Consider the following 21,940-nt stretch of genomic DNA (forward strand, 5'->3'; position numbering starts at 1 on the left):
AGGGACCGGCCCGCCCGCGACGCGGACAGGCCGTTCGGCTTCTACTTGCCCTTGCTCTTGGCGGCCGTGCGCATGGCCTCGCCCAGCTGCGGCACGGTGTCGAAGAAGGTCTGCACGAAGGCTTCCACGCCGTCGCGGCCGATGCCGCCGTAGGCGTTGATGTCCATCTCCAGCGTGGGCCGGTTGTCGCTGTCGACGTACACGCGTGCCCAGCGGTTGCCTTCGTTCCAGCTGTTGATGGCCTTGTACGGGGGCGGCGTGACGGCCTCGTACACCGCCTGCAGCATCACGTTCTCGCAGGCCTCGTCGGGGTCGCATTCGCTGAAGCGCACGACCAGCTCGCGCGCGCCGCTGGAACCGGGGGCGACGCCCAGTTCCGGCTCGCCGTATTCGCCGGTGCGCGTCTCGAATTCATAGCCGGCGGCTTCCACCAGCGAACCCAGCGTGGCCGGGTCCAGCGTGTGCAGCATCGCGCCTTCCGCGACGGGCGGCTTGTCCGTGTCCAGGCCGTCGGGCATCTCGGGCTCCTGGATGTCGTCGGCGGCGCCGACGGCGTCGGCCAGCAGGGCGTCCAGCGGGATCTCCTGGCCGTTCAGCGTGGCCTTGGTGCCGTCATAGACGAAGTCGGCCACGATGTTGTCGCCGTCGGCGCGCACGATGTTCATCATCTGCGCCATGCCGATCGACGACTGGATCTCGTCGTTGGCGCGGCTGGCGGCGTCCTCGGGCGTCGCGCCCTGGGTGGCCACGAGCGTGCGGGCCAGCAGGTCCTGCGCCATCGGCTTGTTGACCACGGCATGCGCCTGCATCGACTTGATCGCCTGGCGCACCATGTCCTGCACCGGCGCGTCGGTGTCCTTCAGCGGCTGCAGCACCAGCGAGTACGTGACGCGGGCCTCGCCCTTGTCGGTCTTCCACTGGATGGGGTCGATCGACAGCGTCGGGCTGGCGGCCAGCAGGTCGCGCACGTCGGCGGCCACGCGCTTCATCAGGTCTTCGGATGCGTTGGGGGCGGCCTGGGCGCCGGTGGACTCGGCCATCAGCGCGTTGACCAGGTCGCTGTAGGTCTTGGCCAGCTTCTGCGCGGCCTTGCCTTCCAGGTTGGTCAGCTTGACCACGGCCTGGCCGCCGCCCATGTCGGTGGTCCCCAGGCTGAACTTGCCGATGCTGTAGGTCACCTCGCCGTTCAGCAGCTTGTCGTCCTCGCCCATCTTCAGCGTATAGCCGAGGTCGTCCAGGCTCATCGGATAGGCCTTGCCCTGCAGTTCGACCCGCTTGACCTTCATGTTGGTGTCGCCGACGGACAGGCCGAACTTGCCCATGTGGGTGTTCAGGTCCATGGCCACGCCGCTGATGGTGACCTTGTCGACCTGCTCGTCCTTCGGGTTCGAGGCCACCAGCGAGTCGGACTTGAAGGTGCCCTTGATCGCCTGGTTCTCGCGCTTGTACGAGGCCTCCATGGCGGCGCCGCTGAACTCGACCGTGAAGCCGTCCTGGGTCGCCTTCATGGCGGCCAGGCCGCCCGTGCCGGTGCTGTCGCCGTTGTAGTGGACGACCGTGTCGCTCCACAGCGGCGTCTTGCCGTTGGTCAGCGCGTACAGCTGCTTCAGGGGTTCGGTCTGGGCCAGCTCGGCATGGACGAAGGCGGCGTTGGGCATCAGGTGGCCTTGTGCCAGCGCGCCGCCGGGGAAGGGGCCATGCTGCACGAGCGCGTCGAACTCGAGCATGCCCGGCTCGATGGCGAACGGCTTCTCGCCCGCCGCCGTGGGACCCGACATCACCAGGCCGTAGCGTGCCTTGGTGGAGAAGAAGCCCCGCTCGTAGCTGACCTGGCGCAGTTCGACCTTGTAGCTGGCCGGCAGCGCCTGCGCCATCTGGTCGTTGACTTCCTTCAAGCGGGCGGGCGCCTCGGCCTCGATCCGCTTGCCGGTGTACCAGGTGGCGCCCAGCCAGGCGACTCCACCCACCACGATCACGCCGGCGACGATCGCCACACCTTTCTTCATTTTTTTACGCCCATTCTGTTATCGGATGAGGCGGCGCGGACGGCGAGTCGCCCGGCGCCGCCTGCGGCCTTGGAGCCCGCGGCGAGTATACCGGCGGGCCCTTGGCCGAATATCGCCCCGCCGTTACCAGCATTGTCAAAATGCAAGCGGCCCGTCCTATAGGGGGTCCAGGGGGTAGATCGGGCGGCGCACGTGCCGGTATTGCACCTGTCCGTAGTCCGAGGTGGTCACGCCCATGCCGGTGCATTCGATGACTTCCGTGGCCATGTCGGCGAAGCCGGCGCGCCAGTGCACGCGGCTCTTCAATGCCACGTAGCGCTTCTGCAGCGGATCGATGCCGGCCGACAGCAGGCAGTTCACGTCGAAGGGCTCCTGGTGGCGCGACACGATCACGATCTCGACGCGGCCGGTATCCAGCACCACCGTCAGGCCGGTGTCGTTGCGCACGCCCCGGTACATCGGGCCGCGATTGAGATACACGCCGTCGAACACCAGCTTGACGCGGCCGGACACGGTCAGCGGACGGCTCTGCTGCCGCAGCGCGGGCATGGGCACCTTGCCGCCCAGCTCCAGGGTGATCGAGCGGCTGACGCCGGCGCCGGCCGCCAGCAGCGCGGCCTGGGGATCGCAGATGGCGTAGAACGCCACGTTCTCCAGTTCCTGCCGCAGGATCTCCTCCAGCACCGCCGTGGTGTCCATGGTGCCGCCCGAGCCTGTGTTGTCGTAGTGGTCCAGCAGGATCACCGGGCCTTCGGCCAGCGTCCTGGCGCGCGCGATGGCCGGGGCCAGCGGCTCGGAATGGAACACCCAGTCTTCCCGGTGCCGCCACGCGGTGTCCAGCAGTTCGTCGCGATGGCGCTCGGCCTCGGCCAGGTTGGCGTCCGTACAGACCACGGCGCTCAGCCCGGCCTCGCGGATGTCCGCATGGGGAAAGCCGACGAACACCGAGGCGGCGATCACGCCCTGGGCTTCCAACTGCCTGCAGCGTTCCTGCAGCGACCGGTTCGGATCGGCGTGCGTGCCCTGGCGCATGATGTGCGGCAGCATGGGCTTGTTGCCCCAGGCCATCACCGGGCGGATCTCGCCCCGCAGCGTGCGGGCAATGGCATCAGCCGCGCGCACCGCGGCCTCGCGGATGTCCACGTGCGGATAGGTGTGGAAGCCCGTGATGACCGTGGCGTGGCGCACGATCTCGTCGTACATGTTGGCGTGCATGTCCAGCGTCACGCCCACCGGCGTGTCCGGATCGATGTCGCGCAGCCGGGCCAGCAGCGTGCCTTCGGCGTCCTCGACGCCGTCGGCCACCATGGCGCCGTGCAGGTCCAGCAGAATGGCGTCGAAGCCGCCGCGCCGCACTTCGTCCAGCACCAGGCCGCACAGGCGTTCGTACGTGCCGCGGTCGGTGGGCGCGCTGGGCCAGGATTCGGCCGCCACCGGCACCACGATCTCGGCGCCTTCGCGGCGGGCGATCTCGATGTAGCCGCCCAGCCCGCTGTCGGTGCCCTCGTAGGCGCGGATGGCGCGCTCGCCGGACAGAATCTCGGGATTGCCGCGGAAGAACCGGTCCAGCGGCGTGGGCACGGGCGAGAACGTGTTCGTCTCGTGCTTGATCATTGCCAACAGCCAACGCATCGCATGCTCCCTGTCGAATGACGTGCGGACGGGCAGGGGCCCGTCCGCGAGGCGCGGCGCCGCCGGCCGAGGACGATGCAGAGGTCCTCAGCCGGCGCGCAGCGGCCGGAAATTGCGGAAATCCCAATCGCGCCCTGGCGCGGCGTCCAGCAGGGCGCGGGTGTATTCGTGGCGGGGGGACACCAGCACCGTGCCGGCCGGACCGGTCTCGACGACGCGGCCATGCAGCATCACCGCGATGGTGTCGCACACCTGCGCCGCCACGCGCAGGTCGTGCGTGATGAACAATACGCTGATGCCGGTGCGCTGGCGGACCGCTTCCAGCAGATCCAGAACCTGCGCCTGCACCGAGACGTCCAGCGCGGACACGGCCTCGTCGGCCACCAGCACCTGCGGTTCCATCACCAGCGCGCGCGCGATGCACAGGCGCTGCCGCTGGCCGCCGGAGAACTGGTGCGGATAGCGGCGCATGGCGTCCGGGCCCATCCCCACCACGCCCAGCATGTCCGCCGCGCGCGACTGGGCCTGCCCGCGGGGCATGCCGAAATTCAGCAGGCCTTCGATCAGCGAGTCGCCCACCGTGCGGCGCGGGTTGAGCGAACGGTACGGATCCTGGAACACGATCTGCACGCGCTTGCGCATGGGCCGCAGCGCCGCGCCGGACAGGCGGGCCAGGTCGACGCCGTCCATCAGCAGGCTGCCCTGCGTGGGTTCGATGAGGCGGGCGATGCAGCGCGCCACGGTGGACTTGCCCGAGCCGGACTCGCCCACCAGCCCGAGGATCTCGCCGTGGCGCAGCGTCAGGTCGACGCCCTCGGCCGCGACCACGCCGCGCCGGCCAGGCGACAGCAGGCGCTGCGTGCGGTAGGTGCGGCCCAGGCCGCGCACCCGCAGCAGGGCATCGCCTTCCTGCAGTGGGGCGCGCGGCGCGGGCGCCAGGCCGGGTACGGAGGACAGCAGCCGGCGCGTGTAGTGATGGGACGGACGCGCCAGGATGTCGTCGCGCGAGCCCGTCTCGATCAGCCCGCCGCGGTTCATCACGACGATGCGGTCGGCGATCTCGGCCACCACGCCGAAGTCGTGCGTGATGAACAGCACCGCCGTGCCGTGCCTGCGCTGCAGCTCGCGGATCAGCGCCAGGATCTGCCGCTGCGTGGTCACGTCCAGCGCGGTGGTGGGCTCGTCGGCGATCAGCAGGGCGGGTTCCAGGATCAGCGCCATCGCGATGACGATGCGCTGGCGCTGGCCGCCCGACAGCTCGTGCGGATAGGCATCGTAGACGCGCTCGGGATCGGGCAGGTGCACCGCGCGGAACATCTCCAGCACGCGTGCGCGCCGCTGCGCACGCGGCATGCGGCGATGCAGGCGCAGCACTTCGTCGACCTGGCGGCCGACGCGGTGCACGGGATTCAGCGCGGTCATGGGCTCCTGGAACACCATGGCCATGCGGGCGGCGCGCAACTGGCGCAGGCGCCGCGGGCGGGCCGACAGCAGGTTTTCGCCTTCCAGGAGGATGGCGCCGCCGGTCGCCGCCAGTGCGCCCCTGGTCAGCAGCCCCATCACGGCCAGCGCGGTGACGGACTTGCCCGAGCCGGATTCGCCGACCACGCAGACGGTCTCGCCCGCGTGCACGTCCAGACTCAAGCTGCGGACGACGTGCGGGGCGATGTTGCCAAGGGCGGCCATGCCGCTGTCCGCCGACCCACTGCCCGCCCCGCGCGCCGCGTCGCCGGAGGCAGCACGCGTGCCCATGCCGTCGATGCCGGCCGCCTGCACCGTCAGCCCCCGCAAGGACAGCACCGGAGCGCGCGGGTCGGCGGCGCCGTCGCCGCGGGCCGGCCGCGGTGCGCCCACGTGGCCGCGCATGCCGTGCCCCGCCGTGCCGCGCGGGTCGAAGGCGTCGCGCAGCGCATCGCCCAGGACGTTGATGCTGAGCACCGTCAGGGACAGGAACAGGCCGGGAAACAGGATCAGTCCCGGCAGAAGGCGGAAGAACACGCGCCCTTCGGACATGATGTTGCCCCACGATGCGATCTCCGGCGGCACGCCCGCGCCCAGGAAGCCCAGAATGGCCTCCGTCAGCATGGCCGAGGCGAACACGTACGTGGCCTGCACCGTCAGCGGCGCCACCGTGCCGGGCAGCAGATGCCGCCACGCCAGCTGCGGCAGCGGCGTGCCCAGCGCCAGCGCGGCTTCCACGTAGGGCTCGCCGCGCACGCTCAGGATCTGGCCGCGCACCAGGCGCACGACGCGCGGAATCTCGGGCAGGGTGATCGCGAACAGCACCGTGCCCAGGCTGGCGCCGGATACCGACACCAGCGCGATGGCCAGCAGGATGCCGGGAATGGCCATCAGCGCGTCCATCAGGCGCATGATGGGGCCGTCCAGCCAGCGGAACCAGCCGGCCAGCACGCCGAAGACCAGGCCGACGGCCGTGCTGCCCAGCGCCGCGCCCAGGCCGGCGGCCAGCGACACGCGCGCGCCGTAGGCCACACGCGACCACACGTCGCGGCCGAAGGCGTCGGTGCCGAACAGGAAATCGCCGAACGGCGGTTTCAGGCGCGAGCCCGGCGCGATGGCGGTGGGATCGACGGTGCCCAGCCACGGCGCGAACAGCGCCATCGACGCCATCGACGCCAGCACGGCCAGCGCCAGCAACACCGGCACGCTGCACAGTTCGCGACGCACGCGTTGCCATGCGCCGGCCTCGGGAGACATGTGCAGCGGCAGCACGGCGGCGGTGGAGTCGTCGGGTGGGGCCATCGTCAGTACCGGATGCGCGGATCGAACGCCGCGTAGGCGCAATCGACCACGAGGTTGACCAGCACGTACAGCGCCGCGAAGAACAGCGTCAGCCCCTGGATGACGGGATAGTCGCGCGCCAGCACGGCCTCGACCACCAGGCGCCCCAGCCCGGGAATGTTGAAGACCGATTCGGTGACCACCACGCCGCTGATCAGCAGCGCCACGCCCAGGCCCACCACCGTGGCGATGGGCACGGCCGCGTTGCGCAGCGCATGGCCCAGCAGCACGCCGGTCTCGCCGCGGCCCTTAGCGCGCGCGGTGCGGATGTAGTCCTCGCCCAGGACCTCGATGAGGCTGATGCGCGTGATGCGCGCGATCAGCGCCACATATACCGTGGACAGCGCCAGCGCCGGCAGGATCAGGCGCTGCAGCCAGGGCCACAGCCCGCCGGACAGCGGCGCATAGCCCTGGATGGGCAGCCAGGCCAGCTTGATGGCGAACAGCCAGATCAGCGCATAGCCGGTGACGAACACGGGCACCGAGAAGCCCAGCACCGACACGCCCATGACGACTCGGTCCAGCAGCCGGCCTTGCCGCCACGCGGCCAGCACGCCCAGCGGAATCGCCACGGCCAGCGTGAAGACCAGCGTCAGCGCCGCCAGGCCCAGCGTGGGCTCGAGCCTGCGGCCTATCAGCTGCGAGACCGGCGCGCCCGACATCAGCGACGCGCCGACGTCGCCTTGCAGCAGGTTGCCGCCCCACAGGAAGAATTGTTCGACCAGCGGCCGGTCCAGCCCCATCGCCTGGCGGATCTGCGCCACGCGTTCGGGCGTGGCGGCGTCGCCCGCCATGACCACCGCGGGATCGCCGGGCGCCAGGCGCAGGATGGCGAACACCACCACGGCCACCAGCGCCAGCACGGGCAGGGTGGCCAGCAGCCGGCGCAGGATGAACAGCGGCATGGCGGGGCGGGGCAGGGCGCGTCAGGGCGCCTTGCCGACGTTCCAGAAGACGAAGGCCGGCGCGCGCACCAGGCCACTGAGCTTGGTCGAATACACCGTGGGAACGGCCATCTGTCCCAGCGGCACGTACAGGCCCTCGTCGATGCCGATGCGCTGCAGCTCGTCGGCGATGCGCTTCTGCTCGGCCGGATCGACGCTCAGCGCGAAGCGGGTACGCAGCTCCTCGACCCGCGGCAGGTCGGGCCAGCCGAACCACGCGTTGTCGCCATTGGCCGCGGCCGGCGCCGAGCGCACCGGGTCCATGATGTCGGTGGCGTACCAATTGGTGTTGTGGATGCTCCAGCCGCCCTGCGCCGCGGGGGCTTTGGAGGCCCGGCGCGTGGCCACGGTCTGCCAGTCCATCGCGGCCAGGGTGACGTTGAAGCCCGCCGCGCGCAGCTGCTGGGCCATCACCACCGGCTGCGGGCTGAGCGTGCCCAGGTCGGTGGCCTGCATCATCAGCACCGGCGTGTTGTCGTAGCCGGCTTCCTTCAGCAGGGCGCGGGCCTTCTCGGGATTCGCGCGCACCACCACGTCGCCGCCGGCATCGCTTTCATAGGGCATGCCGCAGCCCCACAGCGACGCGCAGGTGCGCCAATACTTGGAATTGCCCACCAGCGCCTTCATCACGTCGTCCTGGCCGATGGCGTACATGGCGGCCTGGCGAATTCTCTTGTCGTCGAACGGCGGCTGCTTGAAGTTGAAGCGGTACATCACGTAATAGCTGACCGGGCTGACCGTCTCTTCCTTCAGGTCCGGATTGCCCTCGACCATGGGCAGCAGGTCGTACGGGAACTGCTCGACGAAATCGATCTCGCCGCCCAGCAGCGCGTTGGCCGCCGTCAGCGCATCGGGCATCACGTCCCACTCGACCTTGTCCACCCTGACCACCTTGCCGCCGGCCATGCCGCTGGGCGGTTCCTGGCGCGGCACGTAGTCGGCATTCTTCACGTACACGGTGCGCACGCCGGGATTGAACTCGGCCACCTTGAAGGGACCCGAGCCCGTCATGTCGGTGATGGGCTTGCCCAGCGGGGTTTCCGCGATGCGTTTTGGCATCATGAAGGCGGCCGTGCCGGTGGGCTTGGACAGGGCGCGCAACGCCAGGTCGGTGGGTTCCTTCATGACGATGCGCAACGTCCTGTCGTCCACCGCCTCGATGCGGTCCGTGAACTTCAGCAGCGTGCGGCCCATGCCGTCGCCGGACGCCCAGCGCTTGATGGACGCGACGCAGTCCTCGGCCGTGACGGGCGTGCCGTCGTGCCACTTCAGGCCGGGGCGCAGCGTCATGGTGTAGGTCTTGCGGTCTTCCGAGACCTCCCATTTCTGCAGCATCTGCGGCTGGATCCGGTTGTCCGCGTCCGTGGCCAGCAGCGTGTCGTAGATCATGTAGCCGTGCCACGTCGTGATGTAGGCCGTGGTGGCGTGCGGATCGGTCAGGCGCAGCGGCGAGTTCATCACGGCCTTGATGACCGACTCGGCGTGCGCGGCCCCCGTGGCGGCCAGCAGCGCGGCGCCTGCCAGCGCGAGCGTACGCAGGTGTTTCAGCATGGTGCGTTCCCTGTGTCGTGGGCGGCCGAGGCGCCGTGCGGCGAAGCATCGCCCCGCGATTCGTTGTCCGGTGCAGCGTCGCCCGGCCAGCGCTGCATGATGTTCTTGTCCTGCGTGAGAAACCGCATGCCGTCGTCGCCGTGCGAGCGGGCGCCGCCCAGCGTCGCGCCCCGCCATCCGCCGAACGCCTGCCAGGTCTGCGCCGCCGGCACGGCCAGGTTGATGCCCACGGTGCCCGCCCGCACCGCCTGGCCGAAGACGTGCGCCGCCTGCGCGTCGGCGGTGAAGCACGACGCGGCGCCGGCCGACGCGTGGCCGTTGACCAGCGCGATGGCCGCCGCCAGGTCGGGCACGCGCAGGATGCTCAGCACCGGTCCGTAGATCTCTTCGCGGTAGATGTTCATGCGCGGCGTCACGTGGTCGAACAGCGTGCCTCCCAGGAAGAACCCGCGTTCGCGGCCAGGCACGGACAGGCCGCGCCCGTCCACCAGCAAGGTGGCGCCCGAGGCCTCGCCGTCTTCGATGTAGCGGACCACTTTCAGGCGATGCTGCGCCGTCGCCAGCGGCCCCAGCCGCGCGCCGTCGTTGGCGGGCAGATCGGCGGCTGGCGCGGCGGCCAGCGCACGCACGCGCGGCGCCAGGCGTTGCGCCAGCGCATCGCCGGCATCGCCCACCGCCACGGCCGCCGCGGTGGCCAAGCCGCGCAGGCTGGCGGCCCCGAAGGCCGCGTCCATCAGGGCATCGGCCGCCAGGTCCAGGTCGGCATCGGGCAGGACCACGAGATGATGCTTCGCGCTGCCCAGCGCCTGCACGCGCTTGCCGTGCCGCGTGCCTTCCGCGAGGACGTCCTGCGCCGCCGGCGCCGTGCCCCGGAAGGCCACCGCCGCGATGCCGCGGTGGGCGATCAATGCATCCGCGGCCTGCTTGTCGCCATACAGCACGTTGAAGGCGCCGTCCGGCAGGCCGGCCTGCCGCAGCAGCCTAGCCAGCCGCAACGGAGCCGAGGGCGTGCGCTGCGAGGGCTTGAGCACGACGGTGTTGCCGCAGGCCAGCGCCAGGGCGAACATCGCGCAAGGGGCCAGCAGCGGCAGGCTGGACGGCGTGATGCCCAGCACCACGCCCAGCGGCGAACGCGCGCGCCAGCTCTCGACGCCATCGTCGCCTCGGGCAATGCGCCCGCCGTCCAGGCGCAGCGCGGTGCCGCAGGCGTGCTCCACCGCCTCGATGCCGCGCGCGACTTCGTCCAGTGCCTCGGCGTGCGCCTTGCCTTGCTCGCGCACGATGGTCTCGGCCAGTTCGTCCTGGTGCCGCCGCAACAGCGCCCTGAACTCGTCCAGCACGCGCGCGCGCGCTTGCGCGGGCGTGCCCGCCCACGCGGGAAACGCCATGCGCGCCGCGGCCACCGCCGCGTCGACCTCGGCGGGCGAGGCCAGCGGCACCGAGTGCGTGACCGTGCCCAGGGCGGGATCGAAACCCTCCGCGTAGCGGCCGCTGCGGCCTTCGCAGGCCAGGCCGTTGATGTAGTGGTCCAGTTGCTTCATGCGGCTGCGCCGTGCGTCGTCAGGCGATGTCCTTCAGCACCTTGGCGATGCGGTCGAAGATCTCGCCGATCTGCGTTTCGTCGATGATCAGCGGAGGCGAGATCGCCAGGATGTCGCCGGTGTAGCGCACCAGCAGGCCCTGGTCGAAGCACATCTGGAAGGCCTCGGCCGCGCGTGCGCCCGGGGCGCCGTCGCGCGGCGCGAGCTCGATGCCGGCCACCATGCCCAGGTTGCGCACGTCGATCACGTGCGGCGCGCCCTTCAGCGCGTGCGCGGCCGCCTCGAAGGCGGGCGACAGTGCGCGCGCGCGTTCGAACAGGCCGTCGCGGCGGTAGATGTCCAGCGTGGCCAGGATGGCCGCGGTGGCCAGCGGATGCGCCGAATAGGTGTAGCCGTGGAAGAATTCGATGCCGCCTTCGACGCCGTTGACGATGGCGTCGTGCACGTCGCGGCGCACCGCGACCGCGCCGGCCGGCACCGCGGCGTTGCTGACGCCCTTGGCCATGGCGATCAGGTCGGGCGTGACGCCGAAGAATTCGCTGGCCGTGGCCGCGCCCAGGCGGCCATAGGCGGTGATGACCTCGTCGAAGATCAGCAGGATGCCGTGCTTCGCGGTGATCTCGCGCAGCTTTTCCAGATAGCCCTTGGGCGGCACCAGCACGCCGGTGGAGCCCGCCATCGGCTCGACGATGACGGCAGCGATGGTCGAGGCGTCATGCAGCGCGATCAGGCGCTCCAGGTCCTCGGCCAGGTGCGCACCCCAGGCCGGCTGGCCCTTGGACCAGGCGTTCTGCTGCAGGTTGTGCGTATGCGGCAGGTGGTCCACCGCGGGCAGCAGCGCGCCCGAGAAGGTCTTGCGGTTGGGCGAGATGCCGCCCACCGAGATGCCGCCGAACCCCACGCCGTGATAGCCGCGTTCGCGGCCGATCAGCCGGGTGCGCTGGCCCTGGCCGCGCGCGCGGTGATAGGCCAGCGCGATCTTCAGCGCCGTGTCGACGGATTCGGAGCCCGAGTTGGTGAAGAAGATGCGGTCCAGTCCCTCGGGCATCAGGCCGGCGACGGCGCTGGCCGCCTCGAAGGACTGCGGGTGCGCCAGCTGGAAGCCGGGCGCGTAGTCCAGCGACGCCGCCTGGCGCGCGATGGCCTGCACGATCTCGGCGCGGGCATGCCCGGCGTTGACGCACCACAGGCCCGCCGTGCCGTCCAGGATGCGGCGGCCGTCCGCCGACGTGTAGTACATGCCTTCGGCCGAGGCCAGCAGCCGGGGCTTGGCCTTGAACTGTTTGTTGGCGGTGAAGGGCATCCACAGATGGGACAGGTCGGGCAGGCCGGCGGGGGCGTTCATGGCGGACTCCGTTGAAAGGGGAAGGAACGGCAGGCCGGCGCCGCCGTGCGCGCTGCGCCTGGCTGGCGTTGCTCGATGCGTATCGGGTCCGGTCCGTCTGCGACTATAAATCGATTCCGCCGCGCGCAGGCCCTCATTGCCGGCGGCCGTACCGGGCGAGGGCCTGGCCGGCCGCCGCGCATCGAGCCGCGCGGGGCAAGGGGGCGGCCCGTGCGGCCGGAACGCGTCTAGGCCGGCGCGCGCTCGTACGTCACGAAGTCGTACGCGTAGCCGTTCTCGGCCGGCTGCGGCAGGCGCTCGGCCTCGCGCCACTGGCCCGCCGGCGGTTCTGGAAACCAGGCATCGCCCTCGACCCGCGCATGCACTTCGGTGGCGATGATGCGGTCGGCGCGCGGCAGCGCCAGCGCGTAGATCTGCGCGCCGCCGATCACGAAGATCTCATCGCCCGCGGGGCAGGCCGCCAGCGCGGCATCCAGCGTGGGCACGACCACCGCGCCCTGCGCCGCATAGTTTGGATTGCGCGTGATGACGACGTTGGTGCGGCCCGGCAGGGGACGCCCCAGGGATTCCCAGGTATTGCGGCCCATGACGATGGGATGGCCCAGCGTGCTGCGCTTGAAGTGCGCCAGGTCGCCCGGCAGCTTCCAGGGCAGGGCGTTGTCGCGGCCGATCACACGGTTGTCGGCGTAGGCCACGATGAGGGAAAGACGGGACGGCATGGGCAGCGGGGCGCGTACAGGGAATGGAAGAGACGTGGACTCAGACGGCCATCGGGGCCGTCAGCGGCGGATGGTGGCGGTAGCCCTCGAGCTGGAAGTCCGACGGTTCTATGCGTTCGAGCCACTCGGGTTCGTAATTGCCGGTCTGCGCGTAGTCGGGAATGCGGTCGGACAGCACCAGCCTGGGGGCCTCGTAGGGTTCGCGGCGCAGTTGCTCCCGCAGCATGTCGACGTGATTTTCGTAGATGTGCGCGTCGCCGATGAAATACGTGAACCAGCGCGGCGTGTAGCCCGTCAGCCGGCCGACCAGGTGCAGCAGCGCCGCGCCCTCGGTCAGGTTGAAGGGCGTGCCCAGGCCCAGGTCGTTGGAGCGGATGTACAGGCACAGCGAGATCTCGCGCTTGGCCGGGTTCACCAGGAACTGATAGAGCAGGTGGCAGGGCGGCAGCGCCATTTCCTCGAGTTGCGCCCAGTTCCAGCCGTGGAAGAGGATGCGGCGGCTGCCCGGGTCGCTGATGATGGTGTCCAGGCAGGTGCGCAGTTGGTCGATGGGCTTGTACAGCAGCACGCTGGCCGCTTCACGGGAATCCTCGTCCAGCACCGCGACGCGGCGGTATCCGCGCGCCAGGGCGTCGGCGATCTGGGCTTCGCCGTGCGGCTGGCCCAGCGAGATGGTCTTGTAGGCGGGCCAATTGCGCCATTGCACGCCGTAGACCGGACCCAGGTCGCCTTCGCCCAGCCGGTACGGATTGGCCAGCCACGCCGCGTTCTCGTTGGCGTTCTGGTCCCAGACCTTGCAGCCCAGCGCGTTGAACTCGGCGGCGTTGCGGCTGGCGCGCATGAAGCCCACCAGTTCGCCGATGGCCGACTTGAACGCCAGTTTCTTGGTGGTGACGGCCGGGAACCCCTGCTGAAGGTCGAACTTCATCATCGCGCCGGGCATGCTGAGCGTGCGGATGCCGGTGCGGTTCTCCTGCCAGGTGCCGTTGTCGAAGACGTCCTGGACGAGGGCAAGGTATTGCTTCATGGTGTTCCTTTCATGCCGTGCGCCGCACGGGTGTTGCGATATTCAGGCCTGGCTGTCGACGATCTCGACGGTGAAGCCCAGTTCGGCCGTCTTGGCCAGCATGGCCGATGCCGAGCAGTACTTCTCGTGCGACAGCTGCACGGCGCGTTCCACTGCGGCGCGCGGCAGGTCGCGCCCGGTGACGGTGAACGCGAAGTTGATGCGGGTGAAGACCTTGGGGTCGGTCTCGGCGCGGTCGGCCTCGAGCCTGACGCTGCAGCCGGTGACGGCGTGGCGGCCGCGCTTGAGGATCAGCACCACGTCGTAGGCCGTGCAGGCGCCGGTGCCGGCCAGCAGCATTTCCATGGGGCGGGGCGCCAGGTTGTGGCCGCCGCCGTCCACTGCGCCGTCCATCACGGCCACGTGGCCGCTGCCCGTGCTGGCCGTGAACAGCATGCCGGAGGGGCCGCCCCAATCGATCGTGCATTCCATCTTCGTTCCTTGGCGGCGCGCGCTGCGCCGCGTATGTAAGAGAGAGGCCGGTATCCGCCCGGGCCGTGCCGGGCACGCCCGTTGCGGGGCTGGATCCAGATCAAAAACCGATGATACCGCCCCCTTACAATCCGGGGACCAGAGTCCTGCCCGCCGTCAGGGGCAGGCCACCGTACAAGGAGTCCTTATGCCAGCGCCTTTCGTTCCCGCCCCGTCTTTCGTGCGCCGCGCCGGGCGGCTGGATGCATTGCTGGGCGAGGCCGACCGCGCACTGCGCGTGCTGTCCGGCGCGGCCACCGCCAGCCGGCCCTATCCCGCCGACGTGCCCGAGACGGCCGACACCCTGGACGAGCGGCAGCGCCGCCATGCGGCCGGCCTGATGCGGGTCAACCACGTGGGCGAGGTCTGCGCGCAGGCGCTGTACCGCGGCCAGGCCGTGGCGTGCCGCGACGAGGCGGCGCGCAACCTGATGCATTCGGCCGCAGCCGAAGAGGTCGACCACCTGGTCTGGTGCGATCGCCGCCTGCGGGAACTGAACAGCCGGCCCAGCCTGCTGAATCCGCTGTGGTACGCCGGCTCGTTCGCCCTGGGCGTGCTGGCCAGCGCCGCCGGGGCGCCGCGCAACCTGGGCTTCATGGCCGAGACCGAGCGCCAGGTCGAGGAACACCTGGACAGACACCTGCGCACGCTGCCCGAGCAGGACCAGCGCTCGCGCCAGATCGTGCGCCAGATGCGCGACGAGGAAGCCGCGCACCGCGCCAGCGCCGAGCGGGCCGGGGGCGTGCCGCTGTCCGCCCCGGTGCGGGGCGCCATGCGCGCCATGTCCAAGGTGATGACCGGCACCGCCTATTGGGTGTGAAGACCTTGATGGGGGTATGAAGACCCTGATGGCGGCAGGGAATGGTGCGATGCGCAAAAAAAGGGGCCACCCCACCTGTGCCGCTTTTGGGCTAGCACGCGAGATTGCGCGCCGTGCCTAGGGTTTGCGTGTAAGGGTAAGCCCAGGCATTTGCCGGACGATCCGACAGGAATTTGGATATTTCCCAGGAGGGGATGTCGCAGTGGACGGAAATTTCGTCCAATCCTGATGCGTTTTCGCAACGTGCGGCATTTCTGCCGCAGCTCTCAAAAAAATTCTTGCATCGCACAAATCGATTAGGTAAGATTCGTACATCGGATGTCGAAACGCAAACGGCGCGGTGCAAAACCCCGGTTGCAGCGGTTCTGGCAAATGCCCAACCCCGACATGCCACGGTTGTCTCCTCCACCCTCCTCCTTTGGTGGATTTAGCCCGAGATCTCACGATCTCGGGCTTTTTTTTATCTTTCTTTAATCCGTCCCCAATTGCAGGGGTTGCGGGTTGCCCCTGCTGGTTTTCCCCGACGTTACAATGCGCCCAATCGCGGTCCCGCCGCGTCCGCGGCGCCCGGTCCCATGTTTCAGGGTTGCGGCAAAGGTCGCACTTTTGGCCTCTGTTACGTTGTTTACCCTGGACTTGCACTTCTATGGTGGCGCCATATACCCGCGTTACACCTGCCGTCCATAATGGCAGCCCTGTCTCGCTAGACCAGAGAAAGGTGAATCAGTGACCTGGCTGTATATCTGCGTGGTCGCGTTCATGGTGGGGGGACTCATCGTGGCGTCCGAGCGCTGGCACGGCGCTTTCACGGGCGACAGCGACTTCAATAAGCCGCAGGCCTCGCATGCACGCGCCACGCCGCGCGTCGGCGGGCTGGCCGTATTGGCCGGCTCGCTGGCGGGCCTGCTGGTGCTCGGCCCCAGCAACATGACGCTGACCTGGCTGTGGCCCGCTTTGTTCGTATCGGCGTTGCCCGTATTCGTGGCCGGCCTGCTCGAAGACATCACCAAGGACATCGGCGCCAGCCGCCGCCTGCTGGCCGCGTTCGGCTCGGCCGCCATCGCCTGGTGGCTCATGGGCGGTGTCAGCAAGGTCGGCATCTACTGGGCCGACTGGGTGCTGTCGTTCTGGCCCGTTTCCCTCTTGTTCACCATGTTCGCCGTGGGCGGCTGCACGCACGCCCTGAACATCGTCGACGGCATGAACGGCCTGGCCGGCATGGTGGCCACGCTGATGGCGGTGTCCATCAGCCTGGTGGCCCTGCAAGTCGGCGACGCCCCGATCTTCATGATTTCCGCCGCGCTGGCCTCGGCCACGCTGGGCTTCCTGGTATGGAACTTCCCGTTCGGCCGCGTCTTCCTGGGCGATGGCGGGGCGTACTTCCTGGGCTTCATGCTGGCTGAACTGGCCGTGCTGCTGGTCGTGCGCAATCCGTCGGTGTCGCCGTTCTACGCGCTGGCCGTCCTGTTCTATCCCGTCTTCGAGACTGGCTTCTCGATCTGGCGGCGCCGCTTCAAGCGCGGCGTGCCGGTCGACCAGCCGGATGCGCTGCACTTGCACCAGCTGGTGTTCCGCCGCCTGGTGCGCGTCACGTTCAGCCGGGGCCGCCGCCATGCGGTGCCCGCGCTGTGCAATGCCATGGCATCCCCGTACATGTGGGTGCTGGCCCTGATCGGCCTGGTGCCCGCCACCATCTGGTGGGACAACGCCTGGTTCCTGTGCGGCAGCCTGGTCGTGTTCGCCAGCGTCTACACCTGGCTGTATATGCGCCTGGTGTCCTGGCGCCGTCCGGGCTGGCTGTTGCTGCCGTCGGTGCTGCGCACGCCCTGAGGCAGTGGTTTCCTTACGTGGGGTCAACGTGGCCGGTTGCCGGCCGCAGCGCGGCGGCACCTTCCCGCCCGCGGGTCCGCCGTGCGCGGTACTCGGCCCCACGCTTTCCTATGAACCGTGATCCGGTTCTGATTTACCCAGAAGAGGAAGAGTTATGTTGCGTATCCAGGATGTGAAACTGGCCATCGTCGGTCTCGGCTACGTCGGTTTGCCGCTGGCCGTCGAGTTCGGCAAGAAGCGCTCCGTGATCGGCTTCGACATCAACACCCGCCGCATCGACGCGCTGAAGGCCGGCCACGACCACACGCTGGAGGTCGACGACCAGGAGCTGGCAGAGGCCAGGCATCTGTCGTACACCGCCCAGCGCGAAGACCTGAAGGCCGCCAACGTGTACATCGTCACGGTGCCCACGCCCATCGACGAGTACAAGAGCCCCGACCTGACGCCCCTGATCAAGGCCAGCGAAACCATCGGCGCGGTGCTCAAGCGCGGCGACATCGTCATCTACGAATCCACCGTCTACCCCGGCGCCACCGAGGAAGACTGCGTGCCCGTGCTCGAACGCGTGTCGGGCCTGAAGTTCAACGAGGACTTCTACGCCGGCTACAGCCCCGAGCGCATCAACCCGGGCGACAAGGCGCACCGCGTCAGCACCATCAAGAAGGTCACCTCGGGCTCGACGCCGGAAGTGGCGGACCTGGTCGACACGCTATACGGCGAGATCATCACCGCCGGCACGCACAAGGCGTCCAGCATCCGCGTGGCCGAGGCCGCCAAGGTCATCGAGAACACGCAGCGCGACGTCAACATCGCCCTGATCAACGAACTGGCCCTGATCTTCAACAAGATGGGCATCGACACCGAAGCCGTGCTGCAGGCTGCCGGCACCAAGTGGAACTTCCTGCCGTTCCGTCCGGGCCTGGTGGGCGGCCACTGCATCGGCGTGGACCCGTACTACCTGACGCACAAGGCGCAGTCCATCGGCTACCACCCGGAGATCATCCTGGCCGGCCGCCGCCTGAACGACTCGATGGGCGGCTACGTGGTGTCGCAGCTGGTCAAGTGCATGACCAAGAAGCGCATCCACGTGCAGGGCGCGCGCGTGCTGGTGATGGGCCTGACCTTCAAGGAAAACTGCCCCGACCTGCGCAACACCCGCGTGGTCGACATCGTGAAGGAACTGGGCGACTATGACGTCGCGGTCGACGTGTACGATCCGTGGGTCGATGCCGACGAGGCGCAGCACGAGTACGGCTTCACGCCGATCGCGCAGCCCAAGGAAGGCACCTACGATGCCATCATCCTGGCCGTGTCGCACCATCAGTTCGTCGAGATGGGCGCGCAGGCGATCCGCAAGCTGGGCAAGTCCGCGCACGTGCTGTACGACCTGAAGTACGTGCTGCCGACGCAGGACTCCGACCTGCGCCTGTAAAGATAACAAGGAGAGCGAATGAGCAAGCGGTACGAAGAGATCCTCGCGCAACTGCGCCAACAGCCCCGCAAGTGGCTGGTAACCGGCTGCGCGGGCTTCATCGGCTCCAACCTGCTGGAGACGCTGCTGGCGCTGGACCAGGAAGTCGTCGGCCTCGACAACTTCGCCACCGGCCATCGCCACAATCTCGACGAAGTGCAGCGCAGCGTGTCGCCCCAGCAGTGGGCGCGCTTCACCCTCATCGAGGGCGACATCCGCGACCCGGAGACCTGCCAGAAGGCGGCGCAGGGCGTGCAGCACGTGCTGCACCAGGCGGCGCTGGGCTCCGTGCCGCGTTCGCTGAAGGACCCGGTCACCACCAACGCGGTGAACATCTCGGGTTTCCTGAACATGCTGGTGGCCGCGCGCGACGCGAAGGCGCAGTCCTTCGTGTACGCCGCGTCCAGCTCCACCTACGGCGATCATCCCGACCTGCCGAAGATGGAGGACCGCATCGGCAAGCCGCTGTCGCCGTACGCCGTCACCAAGTACGTCAACGAGCTGTACGCCGACGTGTTCGCGCGTTCGTACGGTTTCGGCAGCATCGGCCTGCGCTACTTCAACGTGTTCGGCAAGCGGCAGGATCCCAACGGGGCCTATGCCGCGGTGATCCCCAAGTGGACCGCCGCGATGATCCGCAACGAAGACGTCGTCATCAACGGCGACGGCGAGACCAGCCGCGACTTCTGCTTCGTCGAGAACGCGGTGCAGGCCAACCTGCTGGCCTCGCTGGCGCAGCCGGAAGGCGTGAACCAGGTGTACAACGTGGCCTACAGCGGCCGCACCACGCTGAACCAGCTGTTCGACTTCCTGAAGCAGACGCTGGCCCAGCAGGGCGTGCGCTACGAGAAATCGGCGCAGTACGCCGACTTCCGGGCGGGTGACGTGCGGCATTCGCAGGCCGACATCGGCAAGGCCGGCAAGCTGCTGGGCTACCAGCCGGCCTACGACATCCTGCGCGGCCTCGAGACCGCCATGCCCTGGTACACGCAGTTCCTGCGCTAGGATGAAGGCCCCCCCCTACGCGCTGTCGCGCGCCCCCCAGGGGGCGGCACTGGCGGACCGGCAAAGCCGGATCCGCGGTGCCCTGGCTCGGGTCGGGTTCTTTCATGCGCCTGCGGGGGCGTGCAGCACCGTGAACGGCTCGATTTGAAAGCGATCATCCGCCGCTTCCAGAATGTCCACCCGGACCATCAGCGCATCTTCAGGGGTGCGTTCCGGGTGGCGGTCTTCCTGATCCTGGGCAAGGCCGCCGGCGCGCTGAAGGAAATGGCCGTGGCGTACCGCTACGGCATCAGCGACGCCGTCGACGCCTACCAGTTCACCCTCACCATGGCCAACTGGCTGCCGGTCACCCTGGTGGGCTCGCTGTCGGTCGTGCTGATCCCCGTGCTGGTGAAGCTGCGGCGCACGCCGCCACACGAGCGCGACCGCTTCGTCCAGGAGTTGCAGGGCATCACGCTGCTGGTCGGCATCGCGCTGGCGGTGCTGACGGCCGTGGCCTGGCCCTGGGTGCTGCGGTGGCTGGGCCCTGGCCTGTCGCCCACGGTCGAGGGCATGACGCACGAACTGCTGTACGCCTTCGTGCCGGTATCGGCGCTGCTGCTGATCGCCGGCATCAGCGCGGCGCGCCTGCGCGCGCACGAGCGCCACGTGAACACGCTGCTGGACAGCGTGCCGGCCGTGGCCACGCTGGCGTGGGTGATGCTGGCGGCAACCACTTCCGACAATGTGGGGCCGCTGCTGTGGGGCACGCTGGTCGGCTACGTCATCCAGGTGGCCTGGCTGGCCTGGCTGGCCGCGCGCGCGGACGGCGGGCTGTGGGGCGTGCCGCGCATGTCGCTGTCGTCGCCGCATTGGCATGGCCTCTTGACCGCGCTGGGCGTGATGACCATAGGCCAGGTGGCCATGAGCTTCGTCGGTCCCATCGACCAGTATGCCGCCGCCAACCTGGGCAGCAACGCCAACGCCACGCTGGGCTATGCCACGCGGCTGCTGTCGCTGGTGCTGGGCGTGGGAGCGGCCTCGGTGGGCCGCGCGGCGCTGCCGGTGCTGGCCGACGTGCAGAGCCGCGGCGACACCGTGCGCGCGCGCGCCATGGCGCTGAAGTGGTCGGTGCTGATGGTGGGCGCCGGCGTGGGCGCCGTGGTCGTAGGCTGGCTGCTGGCGCCCTGGGGCGTGGCGCTGCTGTTCGAACGCGGCGCCTTTACCGCTCAGAACACCGCCGCGGTGGCCAGCGTGCTGCGCTGGGGCCTGCTGCAGCTGCCGTTCTATTTCGGCGTCCTGATCCTGGTGCAGCTGCTGGCCAGCCAGGGCCGCTATCGCATCATGGCGGCCATCGCCGTGGCCAATTTCGCGCTGAAGGCCGGCATGACGCTGTACCTGGCGCCGCGCATGGGGCCCGAGGGCATCATGCTGGCCACCAGTCTGATGTACCTGCTGTCCTATGCCTGCTACACCTTCGTGGCGCTGCGCCAGCCGCCGGCCACGCCGCCCGCGGGCAAGGGCGGCAAGGTGGACGAGGACGAGCTGGTGTCCGACACCGCCGCGCCCGTGCAATCGAAGGGAACGGCATGACCATGAAACCGACAGCCGCGACCGCCGGCCGCCCCTTGCGCGTGCTGGTCTTCATCCATTCGCTGCAGGGCGGCGGCGCCGAGCGCGTGGCAGCCGATCTCAGCGCGGGCTGGGCACAGGCGGGCCTCGACGTGATGCTGGTCACGCAGACCGGCAGCGAGGGCGACGTGTATGCGCTGGATGCGCGCGTGCAGCGGCGCGTGCTGGGCACGGCCGGTCTGCGCGGCCTGTGGGCCAACGTGCGGCGCGTGCGCGCCCTGCGCGCCGTGCTGCGCGAGTTCGCGCCCGACATCGTGCTGGGCATGATGACCACGGCGTCCGTGCTGGCCGTGCTGGCCGCGCGCGGCCTGCCGTGCCGCGTCATCGCCACCGAGCATGCGCATCCGCCGTCGCAGGCCATGTCCGGCCTGTGGCAGCGCCTGCGCCGCTACACCTATCCGCGCGCGGCGCGGGTGGTCGCGCTGACCGACGGCACGGCCCAATGGATCGAGCGGCACGTGCCAGGCTCGCGCTTGGCCGTCATTCCCAACGCCGTGCGCTGGCCGCTGCCGCAGGGCGAGCCGCGCCTCGATGCGGCGCGGCCCGACGGGCGGCGACGCCTGCTGGCCGTGGGCCGCCTGCATGCCGACAAGGGCTTCGACCTGCTGGTGCAGGCCTATGCCCAGGTGGCGCCGCGCCATCCCGCGTGGGACCTGGTCCTGCTGGGCGAGGGCGAGCAGCGGCAGGCGCTGCAACGGCAGATCGACGCCGCCGGGCTGGGTACGCGCGTGGCCATGCCGGGCCGCGCGGGCAACGTGGGCGATTGGTACGCGCAGTCCGATCTCTACGTGCTCAGTTCGCGTTTCGAAGGGTTGTCGAATACGCTGATCGAGGCGCTGGCCAGCGGCCTGGCCGCGGTCAGCTTCGACTGCGACACGGGCCCGCGCGAGATCGTGCGCGAGGGCATCGACGGCGTGCTCGTGCGGCCCAACGGCAATACCGCGGCGCTGGCGCAGGCGCTCGATGCCCTGATGGGCAACGAGGCGCGGCGGCAGGCGCTGGCCGTGCAGGCCGTGGACGCCCGCGAGCGTTTTTCGGCCGAGCGCGTGCTGGCCATGTGGCGGCGGGTTTTCGACGATGCGCTGGCGACCGGGAAGCCGCCGCGCGCCTCATCACAATGAAAAAA

At 69.4% G+C, this 21,940-nt stretch carries 16 protein-coding genes and 1 pseudogene; 6 read left to right on the plus strand and 11 right to left on the minus strand.

Annotated features, from left to right (window positions below; all coding sequences use genetic code 11):
* Positions 1-41: 41 nt before the first annotated feature.
* The 11 genes and pseudogenes from FS845_RS03160 to FS845_RS03205 all read right to left on the minus strand — a co-directional run bounded on the left by FS845_RS03160 (position 42) and on the right by FS845_RS03205 (position 14,038).
* Positions 42-1,994 carry a DUF945 family protein gene (locus tag FS845_RS03160; protein WP_186332135.1) on the minus strand — a complete coding sequence of 651 codons (1,953 nt, stop codon included), beginning with the start codon at positions 1,992-1,994 and terminating at the stop codon, positions 42-44.
* Positions 1,995-2,162: 168 nt separating this feature from the next.
* A complete protein-coding gene (locus FS845_RS03165; protein ID WP_144630670.1) occupies positions 2,163-3,638 on the minus strand; it encodes a M81 family metallopeptidase in 1,476 nt (491 codons plus the stop codon).
* An 87-nt stretch (positions 3,639-3,725) separates the two neighbouring features.
* On the minus strand, positions 3,726-5,324 hold the full coding sequence (locus FS845_RS26750) for a dipeptide ABC transporter ATP-binding protein (RefSeq protein WP_409929258.1): 1,599 nt from the start codon (positions 5,322-5,324) through the stop codon (positions 3,726-3,728).
* Between the two features lie 210 nt (positions 5,325-5,534).
* Positions 5,535-6,401 (minus strand): annotated as a pseudogene (locus tag FS845_RS26755) (ABC transporter permease); the annotation flags it as partial.
* 2 nt (positions 6,402-6,403) lie between these two features.
* Complete coding sequence (locus FS845_RS03175; protein ID WP_144630672.1) at positions 6,404-7,345, minus strand: ABC transporter permease; 942 nt, start codon at positions 7,343-7,345, stop codon at positions 6,404-6,406.
* Positions 7,346-7,366: 21 nt separating this feature from the next.
* Positions 7,367-8,935: an ABC transporter substrate-binding protein gene (locus FS845_RS03180; RefSeq protein WP_144630673.1), complete on the minus strand. Its 1,569-nt coding sequence runs from the start codon at positions 8,933-8,935 to the stop codon at positions 7,367-7,369.
* The gene (gene mmsA / locus FS845_RS03185) at positions 8,929-10,476 is read right to left on the minus strand and encodes a CoA-acylating methylmalonate-semialdehyde dehydrogenase (protein WP_144630674.1); all 1,548 of its coding nucleotides are present in this window, start codon (positions 10,474-10,476) and stop codon (positions 8,929-8,931) included. Before mmsA ends, FS845_RS03180 begins: the two co-directional genes overlap by 7 nt.
* A 19-nt stretch (positions 10,477-10,495) precedes the next feature.
* Complete coding sequence (locus tag FS845_RS03190) at positions 10,496-11,821, minus strand: aspartate aminotransferase family protein (RefSeq protein WP_186332136.1); 1,326 nt, start codon at positions 11,819-11,821, stop codon at positions 10,496-10,498.
* A 227-nt stretch (positions 11,822-12,048) separates the two neighbouring features.
* Entirely contained in the window at positions 12,049-12,540 is a 492-nt protein-coding gene (locus tag FS845_RS03195; protein ID WP_144630675.1) for a dihydrofolate reductase, read from the minus strand.
* Positions 12,541-12,580: 40 nt separating this feature from the next.
* Entirely contained in the window at positions 12,581-13,567 is a 987-nt protein-coding gene (locus FS845_RS03200) for a thymidylate synthase (RefSeq protein ID WP_144630676.1), read from the minus strand.
* Between the two features lie 42 nt (positions 13,568-13,609).
* Positions 13,610-14,038, minus strand: a complete 429-nt coding sequence (locus FS845_RS03205) for an OsmC family protein (protein WP_144630677.1) — start codon at positions 14,036-14,038, stop codon at positions 13,610-13,612.
* A 187-nt stretch (positions 14,039-14,225) separates the two neighbouring features.
* Between FS845_RS03205 and coq7 the strand changes: the two genes are divergently transcribed.
* The 6 genes from coq7 (at position 14,226) to FS845_RS03235 (ending at position 21,935) form a co-directional block, all read left to right on the plus strand.
* The gene (coq7, locus tag FS845_RS03210) at positions 14,226-14,897 is read left to right on the plus strand and encodes a 2-polyprenyl-3-methyl-6-methoxy-1,4-benzoquinone monooxygenase (protein WP_144630678.1); all 672 of its coding nucleotides are present in this window, start codon (positions 14,226-14,228) and stop codon (positions 14,895-14,897) included.
* A 726-nt stretch (positions 14,898-15,623) separates the two neighbouring features.
* Positions 15,624-16,727 (plus strand): MraY family glycosyltransferase, encoded by a 1,104-nt coding sequence (locus FS845_RS03215; RefSeq protein WP_144630679.1) that lies wholly within the window; start codon positions 15,624-15,626, stop codon positions 16,725-16,727.
* Between the two features lie 154 nt (positions 16,728-16,881).
* The gene (gene tviB / locus FS845_RS03220; RefSeq protein ID WP_144630680.1) at positions 16,882-18,159 is read left to right on the plus strand and encodes a Vi polysaccharide biosynthesis UDP-N-acetylglucosamine C-6 dehydrogenase TviB; all 1,278 of its coding nucleotides are present in this window, start codon (positions 16,882-16,884) and stop codon (positions 18,157-18,159) included.
* 18 nt (positions 18,160-18,177) lie between these two features.
* On the plus strand, positions 18,178-19,203 hold the full coding sequence (locus FS845_RS03225; RefSeq protein ID WP_144630681.1) for an SDR family oxidoreductase: 1,026 nt from the start codon (positions 18,178-18,180) through the stop codon (positions 19,201-19,203).
* Positions 19,204-19,347: 144 nt separating this feature from the next.
* Entirely contained in the window at positions 19,348-20,775 is a 1,428-nt protein-coding gene (murJ, locus tag FS845_RS03230; RefSeq protein WP_144630682.1) for a murein biosynthesis integral membrane protein MurJ, read from the plus strand.
* Between the two features lie 2 nt (positions 20,776-20,777).
* A complete protein-coding gene (locus tag FS845_RS03235; protein ID WP_144630683.1) occupies positions 20,778-21,935 on the plus strand; it encodes a glycosyltransferase family 4 protein in 1,158 nt (385 codons plus the stop codon).
* Positions 21,936-21,940 lie beyond the last annotated feature (5 nt).

The organism is Bordetella genomosp. 13 (assembly GCF_007679965.1).
Lineage (GTDB): Bacteria > Pseudomonadota > Gammaproteobacteria > Burkholderiales > Burkholderiaceae_B > Bordetella.